18 protein-coding genes are annotated in these 22,721 nt (G+C 63.1%); 8 read left to right on the top strand and 10 right to left on the bottom strand.

All coding sequences use genetic code 11. The annotated features are described in order from the left end of the window. On the bottom strand, positions 1–261 hold a 261-nt coding region (locus LIY45_RS26715; RefSeq protein WP_226478160.1), incomplete at its 3' end, for a hypothetical protein. Between the two features lie 365 nt (positions 262–626). Between LIY45_RS26715 and LIY45_RS26710 the strand changes: the two genes are divergently transcribed. The 7 genes from LIY45_RS26710 to LIY45_RS26680 all read left to right on the top strand — a co-directional run bounded on the left by LIY45_RS26710 (position 627) and on the right by LIY45_RS26680 (position 8,071). Beyond that, entirely contained in the window at positions 627–2,030 is a 1,404-nt protein-coding gene (locus LIY45_RS26710; protein ID WP_226478159.1) for an amidase family protein, read from the top strand. 213 nt (positions 2,031–2,243) lie between these two features. Next, entirely contained in the window at positions 2,244–3,002 is a 759-nt protein-coding gene (locus LIY45_RS26705) for a DeoR/GlpR family DNA-binding transcription regulator (RefSeq protein ID WP_226478158.1), read from the top strand. Continuing rightward, the gene (locus LIY45_RS26700) at positions 2,980–4,260 is read left to right on the top strand and encodes a M20 family metallo-hydrolase (protein WP_226478157.1); all 1,281 of its coding nucleotides are present in this window, start codon (positions 2,980–2,982) and stop codon (positions 4,258–4,260) included. The genes LIY45_RS26705 and LIY45_RS26700 overlap by 23 nt, the downstream gene beginning before the upstream one ends. Before the next feature lie 8 nt (positions 4,261–4,268). Beyond that, entirely contained in the window at positions 4,269–5,225 is a 957-nt protein-coding gene (locus LIY45_RS26695; RefSeq protein ID WP_226478156.1) for an aminoglycoside phosphotransferase family protein, read from the top strand. Then, a complete protein-coding gene (locus tag LIY45_RS26690) occupies positions 5,222–6,157 on the top strand; it encodes a choline kinase family protein (RefSeq protein WP_017479919.1) in 936 nt (311 codons plus the stop codon). Before LIY45_RS26695 ends, LIY45_RS26690 begins: the two co-directional genes overlap by 4 nt. Positions 6,158–6,287: 130 nt before the next feature. Further along, positions 6,288–6,542 (top strand): hypothetical protein, encoded by a 255-nt coding sequence (locus tag LIY45_RS26685; protein ID WP_017479920.1) that lies wholly within the window; start codon positions 6,288–6,290, stop codon positions 6,540–6,542. Continuing rightward, complete coding sequence (locus tag LIY45_RS26680; RefSeq protein ID WP_226478155.1) at positions 6,539–8,071, top strand: sodium:solute symporter family protein; 1,533 nt, start codon at positions 6,539–6,541, stop codon at positions 8,069–8,071. The genes LIY45_RS26685 and LIY45_RS26680 overlap by 4 nt, the downstream gene beginning before the upstream one ends. 81 nt (positions 8,072–8,152) lie before the next feature. Here LIY45_RS26680 and LIY45_RS26675 read toward each other — a convergent pair whose 3' ends face one another. The 7 genes from LIY45_RS26675 to LIY45_RS26645 all read right to left on the bottom strand — a co-directional run bounded on the left by LIY45_RS26675 (position 8,153) and on the right by LIY45_RS26645 (position 15,665). After that, the gene (locus LIY45_RS26675; protein ID WP_226478154.1) at positions 8,153–9,793 is read right to left on the bottom strand and encodes a BatD family protein; all 1,641 of its coding nucleotides are present in this window, start codon (positions 9,791–9,793) and stop codon (positions 8,153–8,155) included. Beyond that, positions 9,790–11,532 (bottom strand): tetratricopeptide repeat protein, encoded by a 1,743-nt coding sequence (locus tag LIY45_RS26670; RefSeq protein ID WP_226478153.1) that lies wholly within the window; start codon positions 11,530–11,532, stop codon positions 9,790–9,792. The genes LIY45_RS26675 and LIY45_RS26670 overlap by 4 nt, the downstream gene beginning before the upstream one ends. Then, positions 11,529–12,617 (bottom strand): VWA domain-containing protein, encoded by a 1,089-nt coding sequence (locus LIY45_RS26665; protein WP_003218538.1) that lies wholly within the window; start codon positions 12,615–12,617, stop codon positions 11,529–11,531. The genes LIY45_RS26670 and LIY45_RS26665 overlap by 4 nt, the downstream gene beginning before the upstream one ends. Beyond that, positions 12,610–13,104: a DUF4381 domain-containing protein gene (locus LIY45_RS26660; RefSeq protein WP_003218539.1), complete on the bottom strand. Its 495-nt coding sequence runs from the start codon at positions 13,102–13,104 to the stop codon at positions 12,610–12,612. Before LIY45_RS26660 ends, LIY45_RS26665 begins: the two co-directional genes overlap by 8 nt. After that, positions 13,101–14,033: a DUF58 domain-containing protein gene (locus tag LIY45_RS26655; RefSeq protein WP_003218540.1), complete on the bottom strand. Its 933-nt coding sequence runs from the start codon at positions 14,031–14,033 to the stop codon at positions 13,101–13,103. The genes LIY45_RS26660 and LIY45_RS26655 overlap by 4 nt, the downstream gene beginning before the upstream one ends. Positions 14,034–14,038: 5 nt before the next feature. Further along, positions 14,039–14,998, bottom strand: coding sequence for a MoxR family ATPase (locus LIY45_RS26650; protein WP_017479925.1), 960 nt, complete (start codon positions 14,996–14,998; stop codon positions 14,039–14,041). A gap of 310 nt (positions 14,999–15,308) precedes the next feature. Continuing rightward, positions 15,309–15,665, bottom strand: coding sequence for a hypothetical protein (locus LIY45_RS26645; protein WP_226478152.1), 357 nt, complete (start codon positions 15,663–15,665; stop codon positions 15,309–15,311). 469 nt (positions 15,666–16,134) lie between these two features. Between LIY45_RS26645 and LIY45_RS26640 the strand changes: the two genes are divergently transcribed. Further along, positions 16,135–20,994 carry an NAD-glutamate dehydrogenase gene (locus LIY45_RS26640; RefSeq protein WP_226478151.1) on the top strand — a complete coding sequence of 1,620 codons (4,860 nt, stop codon included), beginning with the start codon at positions 16,135–16,137 and terminating at the stop codon, positions 20,992–20,994. 196 nt (positions 20,995–21,190) lie between these two features. Here the strand turns inward: LIY45_RS26640 and LIY45_RS26635 are convergent, their stop codons facing one another. Continuing rightward, positions 21,191–21,877, bottom strand: a complete 687-nt coding sequence (locus LIY45_RS26635; protein ID WP_226478150.1) for a GntR family transcriptional regulator — start codon at positions 21,875–21,877, stop codon at positions 21,191–21,193. A 17-nt stretch (positions 21,878–21,894) separates the two neighbouring features. Further along, the gene (locus tag LIY45_RS26630; RefSeq protein ID WP_003212959.1) at positions 21,895–22,599 is read right to left on the bottom strand and encodes a FadR/GntR family transcriptional regulator; all 705 of its coding nucleotides are present in this window, start codon (positions 22,597–22,599) and stop codon (positions 21,895–21,897) included. Positions 22,600–22,721: the final 122 nt, after the last annotated feature.

Genomic DNA, 22,721 nt, shown 5'->3' with positions numbered 1-22,721 from the left:
ACCGATGGGCACGAACCGCGTGCTCTGGAACATATGCACCAGGGTCAATGGCGCGTTGGCCTTGCAGGTTGCGACGGTGCTGGCGGGATACAGGGAACGGGTGATGGGGGCGACCAGCGAAACCTCGTCGCCGACCTTGAACACCTGCTCGACATCCAGCGCCGAAAAGCTCCAGAAGCGCTCGGCCCAGGCGTCGTAGGTGTTCAGGCAGTGTGTGAAGTCGTTGAGAACCCCGTCTACGTCGCGTGTCTTCGGGTCCATCGCCGCCACGACCAGAAAGCCTATGGCGGGATTCAAGAGGCCGCCCCGTCGGGCCGGGTGTTAATCGAAAATGACATCGGCGTTCCCTCGCACTGTGTGATCAGGCGAGGGACTTTGCAGAGGTTTGTAAGAGAAAGAAGTCAGAGCTATCTAGTGCTACTGATAGGACGCTTCGCCAAATCCTCGGCTAAACCGGCCCGTTTTCGTAAGCCAAATCTCAGATAAAAATAAAACCCACAAAACCCACATACACAACAAATCCAACTTGACAGCCTCCATTCCCTTGGCGTCTATTGACGTACCCGCTGGATCATTTCGCAGATGTCCCAGGATGCTCAATGAAGACTGATACCTCACTGACCAATATGCCCAGCGTCCTGTACGCAGCCGAAAGCATCCGCCAAGGCACACTCACCCCCGTGCAATTGGTCGAGCAAAGCCTCGAAGCCATCAAAACCCACAATCCCACACTGAATGCCTTCGGCGACGTCTACACCGAATCCGCGCTGGAGCAGGCTGAAATCCTGACTGCCGAAGCACAGGCCAACCAGTTTCGCGGCCCCCTTCACGGCATCCCCTTCGGCATCAAAGACCTGTTCTCCACCGCCAACCTGCGCACCACCCGCGGTTCGCTGACCGGCCTGGACAATGTCCCCACTCAGGACGCGCCGATCATCCGCCGCCTCAAGGAGGCCGGCGCGATCATCCTCGGCAAGACCGCCACCACCGAATTCGGCTGGACCGGCGCCAGCACCTCCCGGGTCTTCGGCAGTGGCCGCAACCCCTGGAACCCCCAGCTCACCAGTGGCGGCTCCAGTTCCGGCTCGGCCATCGCGGTGGCGGCGCGCATGGTACCGGCCACGCTGGGCTCCGATGGCGGCGGTTCGGTGCGTATCCCCGGTGCCTTCTGCGGTGCATTCGCCCTTAAAGGCTCTCTCGGGCGCATCCCCACCTGGCCCTGGTCCGCCACTGAAATGCTCAGCCACGCCGGCCCGATCACCCGCACGGTGCGCGACAGCGCGTTGCTCTTCGACATCCTCTCCGGCCCCGATCCATTGGATCACCAGGCTTTGCCCGCGCCCACCGAGTCCTACCTGGCGCGCTGCGACCAGCCGCTGGGCCCCTTGCGCGTGGCGTACTGCCCGACCTTGTTCGAGACGCCCGTGGACCCGGTGATTGCCGCCACCGTGGAAGCGGCGGTGCATTACCTCGCCGACGAGCTGCCGGTTACGGTCACCACCCTGACCCTGGACTGGCAAGACCCGCTGGCCACCTTCGAAACCCTGTGGGTGGGCGGGCGCGGGATTGCCTACGGCAAATCCCTGGCTGATCGTCTCGACCAACTGGACCCGGGCTTCGCCGCACTGATCAAACGCTCCGCCGATTACGATCTGGCGGCCTACCTCAAGGCCGTGCAGCAACGTGCATTGTTCGCCAATCAGGTACACGCCCTGTTTAACGACTACGACGTGCTGCTGATGCCGACGATGCCGATCCTGCCGTTCGCCGCCGACCGGGTTGCCCCCGAGGGCTGGCCAGGGGAGGAGGGCGCAGTGCCTTGGGCACGCTGGACGCCGTTTACCTACCCGTTCAATATCACCGGCAACCCTGCCGCCAGCCTGCCCTGTGGCTTTAGCCCGTGCGGTTTGCCGATTGGCTTGCAGGTGATCGGCCGGCGTTTTGCCGATGCCCAGGTGCTGCAATTCTGCGCAGCCGTGGAAGCCATCGCCCCGTGGGATCAGCACCTTCCCCCGATGCTGAATCCCTGATTGATTGCAGCCGGAGTGAGCTCAACAGAAGCCCGCCCGTGATAAACGCTTTGTGTTGTCCTGCCCTTTCACACCCTGATGAGTGAGAGGTACCCCGTGACCCTGTCCATGGCCGTATTACGCTCTATGCTCCCTGCTGGACCGGTTTGCGCCGCGTCTCGCCGTGGGTCGCGCAATACCGCCCGCCTGAACCTGCCCTGGAATATCTCTTTTATGCTCAACCAGCCACGTCTCGACGAAATCATGCTCCTGCTCACCCAACACCATCGCGTCAAGGCGTCGGACCTGGCGCAGACGCTGTTCGTCTCCGAAGAAACCATCCGCCGCGACTTCAAGTACCTGGAAGAAGCCGGCAAGCTGCGGCGCATTCACGGTGGCGCGATCCTGCCGCGGCTCAACGAAGAGCAACCGCTGCAAGTGCGCAGCCGCATCAAGCCCCAGGCCAAGACGCGCATCGCAGTGTGTGCGGCGAAGTTGGTGAGCGAAGGCATGGTGCTGTTTCTCGACACCGGCACCTCGACCCTGGCCCTGGCCCAGCAACTGATTGGGTTCAGCCAGTTGCGCATCGTCACCAATTCCCTGGACATCGCCCGCCTGATCACCGAACAAAGCGCCAACCAGGTGCTGGTGGTGCCCGGCGATGTGCGCCGCAACGACAACGCGCTGATTGGCGCCCACACCCTGGAATTCGTCCGGCAGTTCCACTACGACATTGCCTTCATGGGCATCGGCGCCGTCGACCTGGAGCTGGGGTTCATGGACTACCAGGAGCCCGAGGCGCTGCTGCGCCGGGAGCTGACCAAGCACAGCCTGCGCAGCGTGATCCTGGCCGACGACGCCAAGTTCGGCCACCGCACCTTTATCAATACGCTGCCGTTCAGCGCGATCACGACCCTGGTCACCAATCGTGCGCCGTCCGGCGATTTTGCGACCCGCCTGGAGCAAGCCCATGTCGACGTCCTTTACCCCTGAGTTGCTGTCGCCCAGTGAACAGGACCTTGCCACCTTCGAGGCGCTGTTCCGCGAGACCTCAGCCATCGGTGCGACCCAGGCCGGTGGGCTGCATCGCCTGGCGGCCTCGGCCGAAGACGGCGCCGTGCGCGACTTGTTCGCGGCCTGGCTGGCCGAACGCGGCTTTGAAGTGCGCGTGGATGCAGTGGGTAACCTGTTCGGTTTGATTACCTTTAACCCAGACGCGCCCTACGTGCTGTGTGGCTCGCACCTGGACAGCCAGCCGAGCGCCGGGCGTTTTGATGGTGTGTATGGCGTGTTGGCCGGTGCGGTCGCGGTGGCCAGCGTGGCCCGACAGTTGCGCGAGCGCGGCGAAGTGCCGGCGTGCAACCTGGCGGTGGTGAACTGGACCAACGAGGAGGGCGCGCGCTTCCAGCCCAGCCTGATCGGCAGCAGCGTGTTCACCGGCGACCTGGCCCTGCAAGACGCCTGGGCCTGCCGCGATGGCGACGGCATCAGCCTCAAGCATGCGTTGCAACAGATCGGTTACCTGGGGGAGGGCCGGGTGGAACTGGACGTTGCCGGTTACGTGGAGATCCACGTCGAACAAGGCGACGGCCTTGAGCGCGACGGCCTGGCCATCGGTGTGGTCCGCGACACCTGGGCGGCCCTCAAGCAACGGATTCGTTTTATCGGCGAACAGAACCACACTGGCCCTACGCCCATGACCGCGCGCAAGGATGCCTTGCTGGCCGCCGCCCACGCGATCACCGCTGTGCGGGCTGAAGCCGACCTGCACGGGGCGCAACTGCACAGCTCGGTGGGGCGCCTGGAGATTTACCCCAATTCCCCCAACGTGGTGCCCTCCCGTGTGACGCTGCACGTGGAATACCGCTCACCAGACACCGAGTTGCTGGCCGCCGCCGGTGAGCGCCTGGACGCCAGCCTCAAGGCCACCGCCAGCGCCACGTCGACGGACTACAGCATCGAAAGCCGCGCCCTGCGTGAACCGACCCACCTGCACCACGGCTTTTCCGAACTGGCCTACAGTGTTGGCCAGCAACTGGGCTTGCCCATCGGCAACAGCGTCACCGTCTCAGGCCACGACGCCATCAGCCTGAGCCGGCATTACCCGGTGTGCCTGCTGTTTATCCCAAGCAGCAATGGCGTGTCCCATAACGAAGCGGAGTTCACCAACGAGCAGGACATGCGCAACGGTTTGCACATGCTGACCGCGTTGTTGCACCGCGCCTGTTCCACCCCCAACGCCTACCGCTGAGGTCTGCCATGTCGAGTCGTTTGCAAGCAAAGTCACGGCTGCTGGGCGCCCTGGAGGCCGCCGGCTTGTCCGCCCATGTGGTGATCGAAGAGGGCACCGCCGGGATTGCCTCGCCGGTGAGGCTGGCCACCGAGTGGACCGGCTATACCGTCAGCGCGCCATGGGGGCGGTGTTACGCGAAGGTCTTGCATGACGACATGCGTGCGTTGATCGACATCGAACGCACCGCCCGCGCGACTCAACTGGCGGCGGATTGCGACGTGACGCCCGGCGTGCGCCTGGTGGATGCGGCGGCTGGCGTGTTACTTCTGGACGCCTTACCCGCCAACGAATGGCGCTGGGCCCGCCTCGACGAATTGATGCAGCCCCAGCGCCTGCAAGCGCTCTGGGCCTTGAAGAAACAACTGCACGCCGGCACCTCGCCGGGCTTCACCCGCTCGCCGCTGCAAGATATCCTGCACCTGCGCGAGCTGTGCGTGCGCTACAGCGTGGCCCTGCCTATTGACCACGCCTGGATCAGCACCTGCATTGACCTGGCCTGGACCTCCCTGCAATTGAGCGCCAGCGACTCGGTACCGCTGCACGGCGACGGCGTGGCGAGCAACGTGATGATCGGCCCCGATGGCGCCTTGCAACTGATCGACTTCGACTACGCTGGCTGCGGCGATCCCTGGTACGACGTGGCCATCAGCCTCAACGAGCTGTATGTCTTTGAGAGCGATTGGCGCGAAGGCATTGTTGCCTGGGCCGGCCACTGCCGCGAAAGCGACTACGCGCGCTGCCGCTTGTACGCCTTGATCAACGATTGGTACTGGACCCTGTGGGGCCTCTGGGTCGGCGCCACCTCAGCGCGGCCGTTGGAGTTCTTCAAGGTTGGGCAATGGACGCTGTTGCGTTGCCGCCAGAGTCTGCAAGACCCACGGTTTGAAGGTTGGCTACGTCAGGTACAGGAGGGGCAGGCATGAAAGCGTTAGGTGAGGCGTGTACGCCACAAGAGTGTCAACTGGAAGCGGCGGTGCGCGGGGTTGCCAGTTGGGGCGGCAGCGGGATTCGTTATGAACCGGTCAGCGGTGGGATATCCAACACCAACTGGCGGGTGGAAGTGGCCGGGATCGACACCGCGTATTTCTTCAAGGTGCCGGGGGTGGGCACCGAGATGTTTATCGACCGTCGCACTGCCCACGACGCCAGCCTCAAGGCTGCGCAAACCGGCTATGGCGCGCCGGTGTTTGCCTTCCTTGAAGAGTTCGGCGTGGAAGTCTTCGAGTTCATGGAAGGCTGGCGCGCCTCGTCCAACCACGACTTTCTCGACCGCGACGTGCGTCATAACGCGCTGCACGCCCTCAAGGCCTTCAACGACCAGCCGCCGTTGGTGCAGACCAAAACCGTGTTCGACATGATCGCCGAGCACCAGCGCCAGGTGGAGCAACTCAACGGCTGCAAACCCGCCGACGACGCCTGGCTGCGCCGCCAATGCGACCGCGCCCGGGGCGTGCTGCAAGCCTCCGGCATGGATTTGGCGCCGTGCATGAACGACACCCTGGCGGGTAATTTCATGCTCAACGACCGTCGGCAGATTCGCCTGGTGGACTTCGAATACGCCTCCAACAACGACCGGCATTACGAACTGGCGCTGTGGTTCGGCGAAATGTTTTTCACCGACGAGATGGAACTGGCCTTGATCGAAGACTACTTCGGCCAGGTCACTGCGCAGAACCTGGCGCGCATCAAGTTGCACAAGGCCCTGGCGGATATCAAATGGTCGACCTGGGCGATGGTGCAGCACGCGGTGTCGCAGCTGGATTTCGACTTCTACAAATACGGCACCTGGAAGCACATGCGTGCCCGCAGCATCATCAACGATTCGCAATGGGAAACCTGGCTAAGACAGGCTTGAGCCTGCGCCGTACAACAATAATGCATTGAATGAAGTCACTTGGGCGCTGATTGGTGCCTGCGTTTTCACTGCTTGATTTTTGTTTGATCACACAAAAAAACGATCCACAAATTCAAGGAGCACCCGACTCATGAAATCCGATAACGCGCCACCCGGACGCCTGAAAAGCCAAATTTTTGGTGTGTACTTTTTCCTGTTGCTGATGCTTGCCTTATTCCCCCCGTTCTATTTGAGCGTGAGCGGCAGTACCGCGTTGGTACTGGGCATTCCGTTGCCGATCTTCTACTGGATCGCCATTGCAGTCCTCGCTGGCCTTGGCCTGTGGGCGTTGTACGTCGCCGAGCTGAAGGCCGGCGAAATTCCCGAAGAGGGGGATGCGCAATGATCAGCACCACCAGCGATGCCAACCTCTTTATCACCTTCGGCGTCATCGGCTTGTTTCTGGCCGGGATGATCGCCGTGCTGTACGCCACCAACCGCGAGAGCACGAGCTTTTCCGATTACGCCGTAGGCGGGCGCTCCTATGGGCCGTGGTACATCGCCATGTGTTACACCAACTCCTGGTGGCCGGGCTCGACCTTTACCGCGTTTTTCGCCCTGACCATCGGCGGTGCCCTGGGCTTTTACGGCATGGTCTATGCCACCCTTGGCGTGACGGCGATGTACCTGATGGCCCGCCGCGCCTGGACCTGGGGCCAGCGTTTCAACCTGCGCACCCAGCCGGACTTGCTCGGCATGCGTTTCAACAGCCCGGTGGTCAAGCGTGTGGCCTCGATCATCGGCATCATCTCGGTGTTCCCGTGGGTGGTGATGGGCATCCAGGCCTTGGCGATGCTGTTCCAGTTCGCCAGCTTCGGCCGCTGGGGCGTCACCACCAGCCTGATCGCCGGCGTAGTGGTGGTGCTGGTGCGCCAGTACTGGACCGTGAGCATGGGCATGCGCGGGCTGATCATGACCGACATGTTCCAGGGCCTGATCGCCTATGTCGTGTGTGCGGCGCTGTGTGTGTTCCTGCTGTTCGGCGACCAGGCGTCGTTCTCAAACCTGGCGCATCTGCCGGCGAAAATGCTGCTGATTCCCGGCGCCAGCGGCACCGGCTATGGCCCGCTGTATATGTTCAGCCTGATCTTCACCGGGGTGATCGGCTCGATGTGCTGGCCCATGAGCTTCCAGCGCATCTACACCGCCAGTGGCGTCAAGGCAGTGAAGAAAGGCACGCTGTACACGATTCTGCTGGTGGGTGGTTTCTACGGGATTCTGATGCTGTTTGCCGCGGCCATCAGCCAGGACCCGAACGTCATCGCGCACCCGCAACAAGGTTGGTTCCTGTCGCTGTTCGACATCGGCGGGCCGTGGATGCTGGCGCTGGCGATCGTCATCGTACTGGCGGCGAGCATCGGCCACGTCGACGGCTGCGTGCAGGTCTGCGGCACCCAGTTCGCCAACGACCTGGCCACCTGGAACACCCCGCGTACCGACCGGCAACTGACGCTGTTGGCCAAGTCCGGGATGGTGGTATTTATCGTCGCCGCCTCGGTGCTGGCGTACCTGACCTTTGATTACGCGCGGTTGCAGTTGCTGGCGCAGATTTCCTACCAAGGGATTATCCAATTGGCGGTGCCGCTGTTCTTCGGCATCTTCAGCCGCCGCGGCAACAAGGAAGGCGCGATTGCCGGGATGCTGGCGGGGATTGTGGTGGCGATCGTGCTGACGACGATGTACCCGGACGACATTCCCGGGCTGGGGTCGTTGACCAGCGGGATCGTTGGGCTGGTGGTCAATGCGGGGATTTTTGTGGCGTGTGCATGGGCGATCAAGCCGAGCGCGGAGGAGAGTGCGCGGGTGGAGCAGTTGTTTGAGATGGCGGCGCCGGGTCGTAAAGTACCGATGGGGGCAACGCCGGTCCTGAACTGAGCCCACCTCTCAAAAACCAATGAAGATCAACGGTGGGAGCCAGCTCCCACAGTTGCTTTGTGGTGTTTCTGAAAAGGGGGGCTACTTGGGATACAGCGGCGGCAAGCTGGTGCTGTCCCCCGCAGGGTCCTGCTCGCGCTCCGCCATCGGAATCGCCTTCACTGCCCGCCACAACTCCTCACCCTGCCAATACTGGCCACTCTCGCTGTACAGCGCGCCGTTCAACCCATCCAGCGCATCCGACAGCGGCACAAACCGCGCGGCCATGTCCGCCAGGGTTTCCGGCTGCTGCCGCGCCCAGGCATCCAGTGCCTGGCGCGTGGCCTGCGGGTCATTGGCCTGGCTCGCCCGCTTGAGGTCATCCAGCAATGTCCGTGGGCTCGGGCCGGTTTGCGCGGCTCGCAGGATTGCCGGCTGCCAGCGTGCACGCCACCACAAACCGAAGCCCAGCAGGGTGGTGCAGGCCAGGATCAGGCTGGTCAGTTGCCAGATCCACAGGCTGTCATTGTCCGGCGCGGTGATCACCGTCGGGCTGGCCGGCGTGTCGACGATCAGGCTCGGATTGGTCGCCACCTGCAGGGTGCGGGCCGGCAGGCTGGTGCGTTCCAAGTGGTCTTCGTGGGTGTTCCACCACACCACTTCCACAGCCGGCAGTTCCAGTGCGCCGACACGGTTGGGCACCAGAGCTTCGCGGTCTTCACGGCTGCCGATCAGGCCACGGTCGTTGTTCTGGTTGCTCAGCACCGGCTGGTCCGGGTAGCGGCGCAGGCCGGGGATGTCGCTCAGCGCCAGCGGCGGCAGTTGCGCGCCGGCCAGGCCTTCGGCTTTCAAGGTCAGGCTGCGGGTCAGGGAGTCGCCGACCTGTACGTGATCGGGCTCAGGGTTCCAGCTTTCCGTCAACGTCAGGCTGCGTGCCGGCAGCCAGGGAGCATCGGCCGGGTACATTGCCGGCTTGGCCTTGACGGTCAGTGACAGCTCCGGCGAGCTGACGTGGATCAGTTTGCCGGGTTTGGAGCCTTGGGGGTTGTTGTCCTGGGCGGGACGTGGCTCCACCAGGGTCGCGCTGAACGTCTGCGCCGGAATGGTCAACGTGCCGCTGTGCTGCGGGTAGATGGCATAGCGGGTTTCGATCACGCCGTGGCGGATGCCGTTGATGACTTTCTCGTAGGTGCGGGACTCGCCCAACTGCTCGATGCGCGTATCGGCCACCTGCAACGGCGTGAGGCTGCTGTCGTCGTACAGCGACACCGAGTGGTAGACGCGCACGGTCAGCAACGCCTGGGCCTGGACGTAGACGCTGTCCTGATCGAGGTTGGTTTCGATGAACACCGGGGCCAGTTGGGTCTCGGTGTTCTGGCTGACGGTTTCCACCACTTGCAGGGTGATCGGCTGGGTCTTGAGTTCGCCGATCTGCAACGGTGGAATCACCACGGTGCCGTTCTCTTTGGGCAGCAGGGTGATGATCCAGCGGGTGGTGGCGTGGTTGTCGCCGGCCAAAGTGGTGAGCTGGTTGATCTGGCGGGTGCCGCTGACTTCAAACAGCGGGTCCAGGGGTGCCAGGTCCGGTTTGCCGAACAGCGTGACATCGTTGGACTCCACCGTCAGTTCCACCGTCTCCCCGGAATTGATGCGGCTGCGGTCGACACTGGCCACCAGGCCGGCTGCCTGGGCCTGGCTGGCCCACAACGCGAGGGTGAGAAGAAGGGCGGTGCAGCGGTTCATCGAGTCTTGTCCTGATGTTGTTGCTGTTCGTACCAGAATTTGCGTCGCAGCAGCTCGCCGGGGTTGTCCGGGATCTGCCGCAGCCATTGTTCCAGGGCTTGGCGCTGCTCGCCTTCAAGGGGGCCGTTTGCGGGGCGCAGCGGCGGGATGGTGGTTTGCTCATCACCCAACTCGCTGCCGGGTACCTCGTTGCTGCCGGCGTGGGGCGTGGCCCCGGTTTGTGTGTCGGTCGCACCGGGCTGGCCCTGGCCTTGGGACGTCTGCTCGCCACCGGTGGCGGTCTGGCTGTTGGCGCCCGGTTGCGCAGTCTGGCCGGGTTGGGTGGTTTCGTCATCCTCGTTTTTTGCCGGTTTGGCCGGTTCGGTTTTTTCCGGCTCCTGTTGCATCAGGCTCTCCACCAGGGCTTTGTTCTTCAGCGCCGGCTGCAAGTCAGGCTGGGCTTCGAGGGCTTGTTCGTAGGCGTCGATTGCCGCTTCCAGCTCGCCGCTCTTGGCCAGGGCATTGCCTCGATTGTAGTGGGAATAGGCGTCGCTGCCCTCGGCAAACCGCTTGGCGGCTTCGGCGTAGTTGCCTGCTTCATACAGTGCGACGCCTTGCCATTGCGGGTCTTCGAAATGTTCGGCCGCTTCGGCTGGGCGTTTTTTCTTCAGCAGCAGTTGGCCCTGTTGGTCGGGGCGCAACCACAGGTCCTGGAAGTCGAAGGCATAGCTGGGCTGCGGCGCGCCCAACAGCAGCAGCGGCAAGAAGAACAGCCAGCCACGGCGCCCGGCGCAGGCGGCCAGCAGCAACAGCGGCAAGAGCAGCCAGTAACCCTGGTCGGCCCAGGTGTCGAGGTGCAGCAGTTGCCCGTCATTGCGCAGGCTTTGTGGGCCGTCCAGCAGGCCGAGGTGGCGCAGGTCCTTGTCGTCCAGGCGTGCCTGGCGGTAGCGGCCGCCCATTTCGCTGGCGAAGGCCTTGAGGGTCGGGCTGTCGAGGCGCGGCACGAGGATAGCGCCCTGGGCGTCCTTGAGGAATTCGCCGCTTTCCTGGGTCACCGGGGTGCCTTCACGGCTGCCGATGCCGAGGATCGACAAGCTTGGCGCCTGGTTGCCTTGCAACTGCAGGCGGATGCCCTGGCGCTCTTGCTTGGACAGCGAGGAGCCGATCAGCAGCAGTCGGCCCTGACCGAGGCCGCCATGCTTGAGCAGGCTCAGGGCTTTTTCCACCGCCAGATCGGCGCGGTGGCCGGGCTCGGGCATGATCGAGGGGCGCAGGGCTTCCAGCAGGTTATGGCTGGTGGCCAGATCGTCGGAGAGCGGCACCAGGGTGTGGGCGCTGCCGGCGTAGACCACGATGGCAGTCTGCGCATCGCTGCGGGCCTGGAGCAAGTCGAACAGCTTGCGTCGCGCCTGTTCGAGGCGGCTGGGCGGGCTGTCGGTGGCGAGCATTTCCGGGGTCAGTTCCAGCAACACCACCAGCGGGTCGGAGGGTTTCTGACTGGGCTGCTCGACGCGCTCCCAGCTCGGGCCGAGCAACGCCAGCACGGCCAGCAGCCAGGCGATGCCGAGCACCACCCACGGTGATTTGCTTTCGCGGCCACTGCCGCCGCTCAGCAACGCGGCATGGAACGCCGGCGGCAGAATCATCTGCCAGCGCCCGGCGCGTTTCTGGCGGTGCCATAACTGCCACAGCAACCAGCCGAGCAGCGGCAACAGCAACAGCCACCAGGGGCGGAACCAGTGCGGCCACAGGGCGATCATCGACGCCTCCGCAAACGCAGGCGTTTGAGGCGTTCGCGCCATTCAGGATTGGGTTGCAGGAAACGGCCCTTGCTCGAGAGTTTATTGAATAACCGTTGCAGGGCGTTATCCGGCCAGCGTTCCTGGATCACCAGCAGCATGCTGAGAATCAGCGCCAACGCCAGCGGCGCGCTGTACAGCGCCTGGGCGGGGCGCGCCTGGGTGGGTTGCTGGGCCACGGGTTCGAGCTGGTCGAGGGTTTCCTTGATCTTCAGCAGTTCATTGCCGTCGCGGGCGCGGAAGTAGCGCCCGCCGGTGGCCTCGGCAATGGCTTTGAGGGCCGGTTCGTCCAGGTCGAGGCTCGGGTTGACGCCGAGGATGCCCAGGGAGCCGGTTTGCTCGGGGTCTGCGCCGATGCCGATCGGGTAGATTTTCACGCCTTCTTCAGCGGCCAGGCGGGCGGCGGTCAGCGGGTCGATTTCGCCGGCATTGTTGGCGCCGTCGGTGACCAGGATCAGCACCCGGCTTTGGGCTGGACGCTGGCGCAGGCGCTTGAGGGCCAGGCCGATGGCGTCGCCAATCGCGGTGTTTTTACCGGCGATGCCAATCCGTGCTTCATCCAGCCAGGTGCGCACGGTGCGCCGGTCAAAGGTCAGCGGTGCTTGCAGATAAGCCTGGCTGCCGAACAGGATCAATCCCACGCGGTCACCTTCGCGGCCTTCCAGGAAATCCCCCAGCAGGTGCTTGACCAGGCTCAGGCGGCTGACGTCTTCGTCCTGCCACTGCATGTCGGGGAAGTCCATCGAACCGGAGACGTCCACCGCCACCAGCAAGTCGCGGCCGCTGGCTGCAATCGGCAAGGGCTCGCCGAGCCATTCCGGGCGCGCGGCGGCGGTCAACAGCAGCAGCCACAGGAACACGAACGGCGCTTGCTGGCGCCAGCCCGGCAAGTTGACCCGCGCACGGCGACGGGCCAGGCCTTCGAGGTCGCTGAGGAAGCTGACTTTCAACGCCGGCTCGCCGCTGTCGGCCACCGGCAGGATGAGCCGCAGCAACCACGGCAATGGCAACAGGGCAAAGATCCACGGCCAGGCGAACTCAAACATGTTTGCGAATCCAGGTATCGACGGCTTGGGTCAGGCCGGCGATGGCCTTGTCGTCGAGTTTGCATTCGGGCTTGTAGGCGCCTTCCACCAGCACCATCCAGCGGGTCAAGCCGGCAGCCGGGCAACGGTTGTCGAGGAACGCCAGCCACTTGCGGCCGTTGAGGGTGTGGCTCTGGCTGTAGGGGTAGTCATTGCGGCACAGGCGTTTGAGCAGGCCGTTGAGTTGTTGCAGCCAGGCACCGGCTGGCGCGCCGTCATAGGGTTTGGGCATCAGCGCCAGCTCGGCGAGGGCGGCGATGCGCAGCGGGTCCAGGGGTTGCTCGGCACGGGCCAGCGGGCGCTTGGCCGGCAGGAAGCGGCGCAGCCACCACAGGCCCCAACCCGCCAACGGGATGATCAGCAGCAACAGCCACCAGCCCGGCGCCGGCGGCCAGAAGCCGATCACGGGCGGGGCGATCAGGGGTTGCAGTTGGTCGAGGCTGCTCATTGCTTTTTAACCGGGCGTTGCGGGTTCAGGTATTCGCGCAGTTGCTCGACCATTTCACCTTGGGTACTCAAGGGCATCAACAGCACTCGCAGCTTTTGCGCGAGCAATTCCCAGCGTGCGCTGCGGGCTTCGGCCTGGGCTTTGTAGGCCTGGCGCAGGTCGAAGTTCAGAGTGTCCAGTTCCAGTTGTGCGCCGCGCTCGGCGAAGCGCAGCAGCCCGGCGGCGGGCAGGGCGTGGTCCAGCGGGTCGGACACCGGCAACAGCAGCAGGTCGCAATGCCGCGACAACAGGCTCAGCTGTTGCTCGGCGCCTTCCGTCAGGGCGCGCTCGTCGCAGATCACAATCACCAGGCTGCCCGGGCGCAATACTTCCCGGGCCCGGCGCAAGGCCATGCCGAGGGCGTCGGCTTCCGGGCGGCGCTCGGTGTTGAGGCTCTGGTTGACCCGTACCAGACGGTTGAGCAGTTGCAGCAGGCTTTGCTTGCTGCGTCGTGGTTTGATTTCGTAGTGCTCGCTGTCACCGAACACCAGCCCGCCGACCCGGTCGTTGTGGCCCAGTGCCGCCCAGCCGATCAGGCTCGCCGCCTGGGCCGCCAGCACCGACTTGAACATCTGCCCCGAGCCGAAAAACAGCCGGCAGCTTTGCTCCACCATGATGAAGATCGGCCGTTCGCGCTCTTCATGGAACAGCTTGGTGTGGGGCTCCTGGGTGCGTGCGGTGACGCGCCAGTCGATGGTGCGTACGTCGTCGCCGGCCTGATACACCCGCACCTGATCGAAGTCGACCCCGCGCCCGCGCAGTTTCGAGTGGTGCAGGCCGATCAGCGGGCTGCGCTGGCTCGGCGTTGAAAACAGTTGCACTTCCCGCACGCGATGGCGCATCTCGATCAATTCGCTCAGGGTGACACGGGTTCCATCGCCAGCGTTCATGGGCGTCAAGCGACGGCAACGACGTCGAGAATGCGTTGCACCACGCGGTCCTGGTCGATACCGGCCGCTTCAGCTTCGAACGACAGGATGATGCGGTGACGCAGTACGTCGAACAGCACCGCCTGGATGTCTTCCGGGCTGACGAAATCGCGACCGGCCAGCCAGGCGTGGGCCCGGGCGCAGCGGTCCAGGGCAATCGAGCCGCGGGGGCTGGCGCCATAGGCAATCCACTCGGCCATTTCCGGGTCGAACTTGGCCGGGGTACGCGTGGCCATCACCAGTTGCACCAGGTATTCCTCCACCGCGTCGGCCATGTACAGGCCGAGGATTTCCTTGCGCGCGGCGAAAATCGCCTGCTGGCTGACCCGGCGCTCGGGCTTGGTTTCGCCATTGAGCGCCTCGCCACGGGCTTGCTGCAGGATGCGGCGCTCGACAGCGGCGTCCGGGAAGCCGATTTTCACGTGCATCAGGAACCGGTCGAGCTGGGCTTCAGGCAGCGGGTAGGTGCCTTCCTGCTCGATCGGGTTTTGCGTGGCCATCACCAAAAACAGCGGTGACAGGTCGTAAGTGCTGCGCCCCACGCTGACCTGGCGCTCGGCCATGGCTTCGAGCAAAGCCGATTGCACCTTGGCCGGGGCCCGGTTGATTTCGTCCGCCAGCACCAGGTTGTGGAAGATCGGGCCTTGCTGGAACACGAAACTGCCGGTTTCCGGACGATAGATCTCGGTGCCAGTGATGTCGGCGGGCAGCAGGTCGGGGGTGAACTGGATGCGATGGAACTGTGCCTCGATCCCTTCGGCAAGCTCCTTGATGGCCTTGGTCTTGGCCAGGCCGGGAGCGCCTTCAACCAGCATATGGCCATCGGCGAGCAGGGCAATGAGCAAGCGCTCGATGAGTTTTTCCTGGCCGAGAATCTGCGTTGAAAGAAAGGTTCGCAGCGCAAGCAGCGCTTCACGATGTTCCATCGATGACGGTTCCTGGAGGGGTGAGACTGGGCATTGCGAAAAATGCCAGGCCTGGGTGCGTTACTTTAATGCATCGGAGGGGGTGGCGACTAACGGCGCGGGGGGTATTTTTTGGGAAATGTGGGAAATTTCTGAGGTTTTTTCCGATAGGCGCCTGCCTTTGTGGCGAGGGAGCTTGCTCCCGCTGGGCGGCGCAGCAGCCCCAATAAGGCTGTCGCGTTTTTCCAGGCAGAACGCAGCAGGCTGGTTCAGGGCCGCTTCGCAGCCCAGCGGGAGCAAGCTCCCTCGCCACATTGTGCGGGTTTGGCAGCTAGGCCCGGATATAGGTCCCGGTGCCCTTGAGAATGTTCTGCAAGGTTTCTTCCACTTCGGCCAGGTCCGACTCGGCGGTGCCGTGGGTGATTTCCAGATGATCGCTGCCGCCCAACGCATCGGCGTCCGATGCGCCAATCTCCACGAGCAACGTCGTGGCACTCAGGGTGATCTTCAGCCCGTCCAGGGTCGACGGCTCGTAATCCCAGGTGATCTCCACCTCGTCCTCATCCGGATAACGGGTCACCATGAACATCTCGCCCTTGTCGCCGTGGCAGCAGAGCATGGCCATGTTGTCTTCTTCGTCATCGCACGGGTTGACGATCAGGTGGGCGGTGGTGAGTTGCAATGGCATGGTTAATCCTGTCTGGGGGAGGGCGAAGCAGGGCAATTGTGCCATTGCGGCGAATTTTGTGCTGCATCGTGTGTCAGACCTTTTGGTATGACCTGGCGGGCTACATCAGTCATTTCCGATACTCGGCGCTCCGGGATTTCTCTGAAAAACACCCGGTTGCCCAAGTCGCAACCCGCCAGCAGCGTGCCGATGACCGAATATGTCGCAGCGTCGCAAGCAGCCTGCTTCCTACACTCGTTAAGCTGCGCAACGGATGTGCCCTGCCGGGAGTCTGACCTGCCCGTCGTACCGTCACCTGGTGGGCGGCACATCTTATGGAAGTTGAATGTGACCTCATTGTCTTGTCCAGCTTCACCCACCTGTCACTCTGAATTCGTTACTGTAGACCGCGAACAGAGCTGACGGTCTCCCCGCAAGGGGATAACACGCGACGCTTCCATCAATAACAAGCCCAAGCGGAGTACCACAGATGGCGTTCTTCACCGCAGCCAGCAAAGCCGACTTCCAGCACCAACTGCAAGCGGCACTGGCGCAGCACATCAGTGAACAGGCACTGCCACAAGTGGCGCTGTTCGCTGAACAATTTTTCGGCATCATTTCCCTGGATGAACTGACCCAGCGTCGCTTGTCCGACCTGGCCGGTTGCACCCTGTCTGCCTGGCGCCTGCTTGAGCGCTTTGATCACAACCAACCGCAAGTGCGGGTCTACAACCCCGATTACGAACGTCATGGCTGGCAATCGACCCACACCGCGGTCGAAGTGCTGCACCACGACCTGCCATTCCTGGTGGACTCGGTACGTACCGAGCTGAACCGCCGTGGCTACAGCATCCACACCCTGCAAACCACCGTGCTCAGCGTGCGTCGTGGCAAGAAGGGCGAGTTGCTGGAAATCCTGCCGAAAGGCACCCAGGGCGAAGACGTTCAGCAAGAATCGCTGATGTACCTGGAAATCGACCGTTGCGCCAACGCCGCCGAGCTGAGTGTCCTGAGCAAGGAACTTGAGCAGGTACTGGGCGAAGTGCGCGTTGCCGTCGCCGATTTCGAACCGATGAAAGCCAAGGTCCAGGAGCTGCTGGCCGGCATCGACGCCAGCTCCTACGTGATCGACGGCGAAGAAAAAGCCGAGATCAAGAGCTTCCTGGAGTGGCTGGTGGGCAACCACTTCACCTTCCTCGGCTATGAAGAGTTTGTGGTACGTGACGAGGCGGATGGCGGTCATATCGAATATGACACTAACTCGTTCCTCGGTCTGACCAAGCTGCTGCGCCCGGGCCTGACGGCCGATGACCTGCGCATCGAAGACTATGCAGTGAACTACCTGCGTGAGCCGGCTGTGCTGTCGTTCGCCAAGGCGGCTCACCCAAGCCGCGTACACCGCCCGGCCTACCCGGACTACGTGTCGATCCGCCAGATCGATGCCGACGGCAAGGTCGTCAAGGAATGCCGCTTCATGGGCCTCTACACCTCCTCGGTGTACGGCGAAAGCGTGCGAGTGATTCCTTACATCCGTCGCAAGGTTGCGGAAATCGAACGTCGTTCGGGCTTCCAGGCCAAGGCGCACTTGGGCAAGGAACTGGCCCAGGTGGTCGAGGTGCTGCCCCGTGATGATCTGTTCCAGACCCCGGTGGACGAGCTGTTCAGCACCGTGATGTCCATCGTGCAGATCCAGGAGCGCAACAAGATCCGCGTGTTCCTGCGCAAAGACCCGTACGGTCGCTTCTGCTACTGCCTGGCCTACGTGCCGCGCGACATCTATTCCACCGAAGTGCGCCAGAAGATCCAGCAAGTCCTGATGGATCGCCTGAAAGCCTCGGACTGCGAGTTCTGGACCTTCTTCTCCGAGTCCGTACTGGCTCGTGTACAGCTGATCCTGCGGGTAGACCCGAAGAACCGCCTGGACATCGACCCGCTGCAACTGGAAAAAGAAGTGGTGCAGGCCTGCCGCAGCTGGCAGGACGACTACTCCAGCCTGGTGGTGGAAAGCTTCGGCGAAGCCCACGGCACCAACGTGCTGGCGGATTTCCCGAAAGGCTTCCCCGCCGGCTACCGCGAGCGTTTCGCGGCGCATTCGGCCGTGGTCGACATGCAGCACTTGCTCAGCCTCACCGAAGCCAACCCGCTGGTAATGAGCTTCTACCAGCCATTGGGCCAGGTTTCCGGTCAGCGCGAGTTGCACTGCAAGCTGTATCACGCCGATACCCCGCTGGCCTTGTCCGACGTGCTGCCAATCCTGGAAAACCTCGGCCTGCGTGTACTGGGTGAATTCCCATACCGCCTGCGTCACGCCAATGGCCGCGAGTTCTGGATCCACGATTTCGCGTTCACCGCCGCCGAAGGCCTGAACCTCGACATCCAGCAGCTCAACGACACCCTGCAGGACGCGTTCGTGCACATCGTCAACGGCGATGCCGAGAACGATGCGTTCAACCGCCTGGTGCTGACTGCCGGCCTGCCTTGGCGCGATGTGGCGCTGCTGCGTGCCTACGCCCGTTACCTGAAGCAGATTCGCCTGGGCTTCGACCTGGGTTACATCGCCAGCACCCTGAACAACCACACCGACATCGCCCGCGAGTTGACCCGGTTGTTCAAGACCCGCTTCTACCTGGCGCGCAAGCTGACGGCCGAAGACCTGGAAGACAAGCAGCAACGTCTGGAGCAAGCGATCCTCACGGCCCTGGACGACGTCCAGGTGCTCAACGAAGACCGTATCCTGCGTCGCTACCTGGACCTGATCAAGGCTACCCTGCGGACCAACTTCTACCAGGCGGATGCCAACGGTCAGAACAAGTCGTACTTCAGCTTCAAGTTCAACCCGCACGCCATTCCAGAATTGCCGAAGCCGGTGCCGAAGTTTGAAATCTTCGTTTACTCGCCACGGGTTGAAGGCGTGCACCTGCGCTTTGGTAACGTGGCTCGCGGCGGCCTGCGCTGGTCTGACCGTGAAGAAGACTTCCGCACCGAAGTGTTGGGCCTGGTAAAAGCCCAGCAAGTGAAGAACTCGGTGATCGTGCCGGTGGGCGCCAAGGGCGGCTTCCTGCCGCGTCGCCTGCCATTGGGCGGCAGCCGGGACGAGATCGCGGCCGAGGGCATCGCCTGCTACCGCATCTTCATTTCCGGCCTGTTGGACATCACCGACAACCTGAAAGACGGCGCCCTGGTGCCACCGTTGAATGTGGTGCGCCACGACAACGATGACCCGTACCTGGTAGTAGCCGCGGACAAGGGCACTGCGACCTTCTCCGACATCGCCAACGGCATCGCCATCGACTACGGCTTCTGGCTGGGTGACGCGTTCGCTTCCGGCGGTTCTGCCGGTTACGACCACAAGAAAATGGGCATCACCGCCAAGGGTGCCTGGGTGGGCGTGCAGCGTCACTTCCGTGAGCGCGGCATCAACGTCCAGCAAGACAGCATCACCGTGGTGGGCGTGGGCGACATGGCCGGCGACGTGTTCGGCAACGGCCTGTTGATGTCCGACAAGCTGCAACTGGTTGCGGCCTTCAACCACCTGCACATCTTCATCGATCCAAACCCGAACCCGGCCAACAGTTTCGCTGAACGTCAGCGCCTGTTCGACCTGCCGCGCTCGGCCTGGACCGACTACGACACCAGCATCATGTCGGAAGGTGGCGGTATCTTCTCGCGCAGCGCGAAGAGCATTGCCATCTCGCCGCAGATGAAAGAACGCTTCGACATCCAGGCCGACAAGCTGACCCCGACCGAACTGCTGAACGCCTTGCTCAAGGCGCCGGTGGACCTGTTGTGGAACGGCGGCATCGGTACTTACGTCAAGGCCAGCACCGAAAGCCATGCCGATGTGGGCGACAAGGCCAACGACGCCCTGCGCGTCAACGGCAACGAGTTGCGCTGCAAGGTGGTGGGCGAGGGCGGTAACCTCGGCATGACCCAATTGGGTCGTGTGGAATTCGGCCTCAATGGCGGCGGTTCCAACACCGACTTCATCGACAACGCCGGTGGTGTGGATTGCTCCGACCACGAAGTGAACATCAAGATCCTGCTCAACGAAGTGGTGCAGGCCGGTGACATGACCGACAAGCAGCGCAACCAGTTGCTGGCGAGCATGACCGACGAAGTCGGCAGCCTGGTGTTGGGCAACAACTACAAGCAAACCCAGGCCCTGTCCCTGGCTGCCCGCAAAGCCTTCGAGCGAGCGGCCGAGTACAAGCGCCTGATGAGCGACCTGGAAAGCCGTGGCAAGCTGGACCGCGCCATCGAGTACCTGCCTTCGGAAGATCAACTGACCGAGCGTGCCGCCACCGGCAAGGGCCTGACCCGTCCGGAGCTGTCGGTGCTGATCTCCTACAGCAAGATCGACCTCAAGGAAGCGTTGCTCAAGTCCCTGGTGCCGGATGACGACTACCTGACCCGCGACATGGAGACCGCGTTCCCGCCGAGCCTGGTGGCGAAGTTCTCCGAAGCCATGCGTCGCCATCGTCTGAAGCGCGAGATCGTCAGCACCCAGATCGCCAACGACCTGGTCAACCACATGGGCATCACTTTCGTTCAGCGACTCAAAGAGTCCACCGGCATGAGCCCGGCGAACGTGGCCGGTGCCTACGTGATCGTGCGCGACATCTTCCACCTCCCGCACTGGTTCCGTCAGATCGAAGCCCTGGACCACCAGGTTTCGGCTGAAGTGCAACTGGCGTTGATGGACGAACTGATGCGCCTGGGCCGCCGTGCCACACGCTGGTTCCTGCGCAGCCGTCGCAACGAGCAGGATGCTGCCCGTGACGTCGCGCACTTCGGTCCGCACCTGGCGGCGTTGGGCCTCAAGCTCGACGAACTGCTGGAAGGTCCGACCCGCGAAGGCTGGCAGAACCGTTACCAGGCCTATGTCGAAGCCGGTGTGCCGGAGCTGTTGGCGCGCATGGTGGCAGGCACTACCCACCTGTACACCTTGCTGCCGATCATCGAAGCCGCTGACGTGACCGGTCAGAGCGCGGCGGACGTGGCCAAGGCGTACTTCGCCGTGGGCAGCGCCCTGGACCTGCCGTGGTACCTGCAGCAGATCAGCGATCTGCCGGTGGGCAACAACTGGCAGGCCCAGGCCCGCGAAGCCTTCCGCGACGACGTGGACTGGCAGCAACGGGCGATCACCATCAAGGTTCTGCAAATGGCCGATGCGCCAGAAGACATGGAAGCCCGCGTGGCGCTATGGCTTGAGCAGAACGCGAGCATGGTGGAGCGCTGGCGCGCGATGATGGTGGAGATTCGTGCTGCGGTTGGTACGGACTACGCCATGTACGCGGTAGCCAACCGTGAGTTGCTGGACCTGGCGATGAGCGGTCAGTCGGTGCTGTAACTGCTCTGACTGAGCGCTAAAACAAAAAGCCCGGTATCGAAAGATATCGGGCTTTTTTGTGTTTGATTATCGGGGTGTTCTCTCAACCTGTGGCGAGGGAGCTTGCTCCCGCTGGGGCGCGCAGCGGCCCCAAAAACGGGACTGCTGCGCAGCCCAGCGGGAGCAAACTCCCTCGCCACAGGTTAAAGCAGTGTGATCAATTGCTGCGTAGTAGCTTGGCTTCCAGATGGTCCAGATGTTGAGTCATCAAGGCTACGGCTTTGCCGGCATCGCCTTGCTCCACCGCATCCACAATCGCCCTATGCTCCTGCCACGCGCAATACGTGCAGGCTTTCGCCTCAAACTGCGCAATCACCAACGAGGTCAGCGGCACCAGGCTGTTGAGAAATTGTGCCAGCGGCGCGTTGCCCGCAATTGCCGCCAGTTGCAGGTGAAATTCCCCGGAAAGGCGAATCGCCGGGCCACGCTCGTCACGCTCGATGCAGTCGCGCTCCCGTGCGATCAACTCCCGCAGTTGGCGGATATGTTCCGGTTTCGCCTGGGTGCAGGCCAACTGCACCACGGTGATTTCCGTCAGGCGCCGTGCCTCAAGAATCTGCTGGGTCTGTTGTGCATCCGGTGCCGCCACCTGGGCCCGATGGTTGGGCCGCAGGATGATCACTTGCTGGTGCGACAGCCGCGCCAGCACTCGGCGAATCACGCTGCGGCTGACGCCAAAACTTTGCCCGAGGCTCTCCTCGGTAAAACGGCTGGCGGGGGCGATGCGTTGCTCGAGAATGGCGTCGAACAGTGCCGGGTAGATGTCGTCCACCGAGAGTTTCGGCTTGCCCACCAGGCGCAACGGCGTAAAGGGGAAAGGGGTGTGCAGGGCGTGAGCGGTCATGCGCGGTCTCCTGGAAGTCAGCTACCCAGATGGTCATCCGGGATGTTCAAGCGAATGCCCATGCGCAAGCCTTCCTGCAGGATATGCCGGCGCATTTCGGCGCTGGCCAGGGCGCTGTTTTTGTTGCGGATCGCGCGCACCACGGCATCGTTCTCCTGCAAGCGTTCCGCCAGGTGTTCGGGGGAGTTGCGCAGCACCTGGGCGCTTTGCTTGAGGGCATTGCTGGTCTGTTGCACCACGTTCTGGAAGATCGGGTTGGAGGTCAGGGCGAACAGTTCTTCGTGGAACGCGATGTAGGCGTTCATCCCGGCTTCGCTGTCGCCGGCGTCGAGGGCTTCGCGCATGTCCATCAGGGTCAGGCGCAGTTGCCCGACTTCCTTGCTGCTGATGGATTGCGCCACCAGGCCGACGATAAAGGGCTCGAGGGTGTAGCGCAGTTGCAGGATGTCTTCGAGGCTGGCGTCGGCCACGCCGCTGTCCTGGGCCTGGGATTCGCTGAGGGTGGTTTCCAGCACCACCACGCCCTTGCCGGGCATGGAACGCACCAGGCCGAGGGTTTCCAGCACGATCACCGCTTCGCGCAGGCTTGGGCGGCTGATGCCCATTTGCTCGGCCAGTTCACGCTGGCCGGGCAGCATCTCGCCGCGCCGCCACTGACCCCTCGCCAGGGCGGCGCGCAGTTTTTCTACCACTGAATTGACGACGGTTGACGAGGTGATCACGTGTGGCTCCCTTAAAATTGGACTGCCTGCTTTGTGTGGCGAGGGAGCTTGCTCCCGCTGGACTGCGCAGCAGGCCCATTTTTTGGGGCCGCTGCGCGCCCCAGCGGGAGCAAGCTCCCTCG

It is taken from the genome of Pseudomonas sp. MWU16-30323, from assembly GCF_020515595.1.
In the GTDB taxonomy this organism is placed as follows: domain Bacteria; phylum Pseudomonadota; class Gammaproteobacteria; order Pseudomonadales; family Pseudomonadaceae; genus Aquipseudomonas; species Aquipseudomonas yamanorum.
Note: the sequence above shows the minus strand (reverse complement) of the source record. Positions and strands in the feature narration are given on the sequence as shown.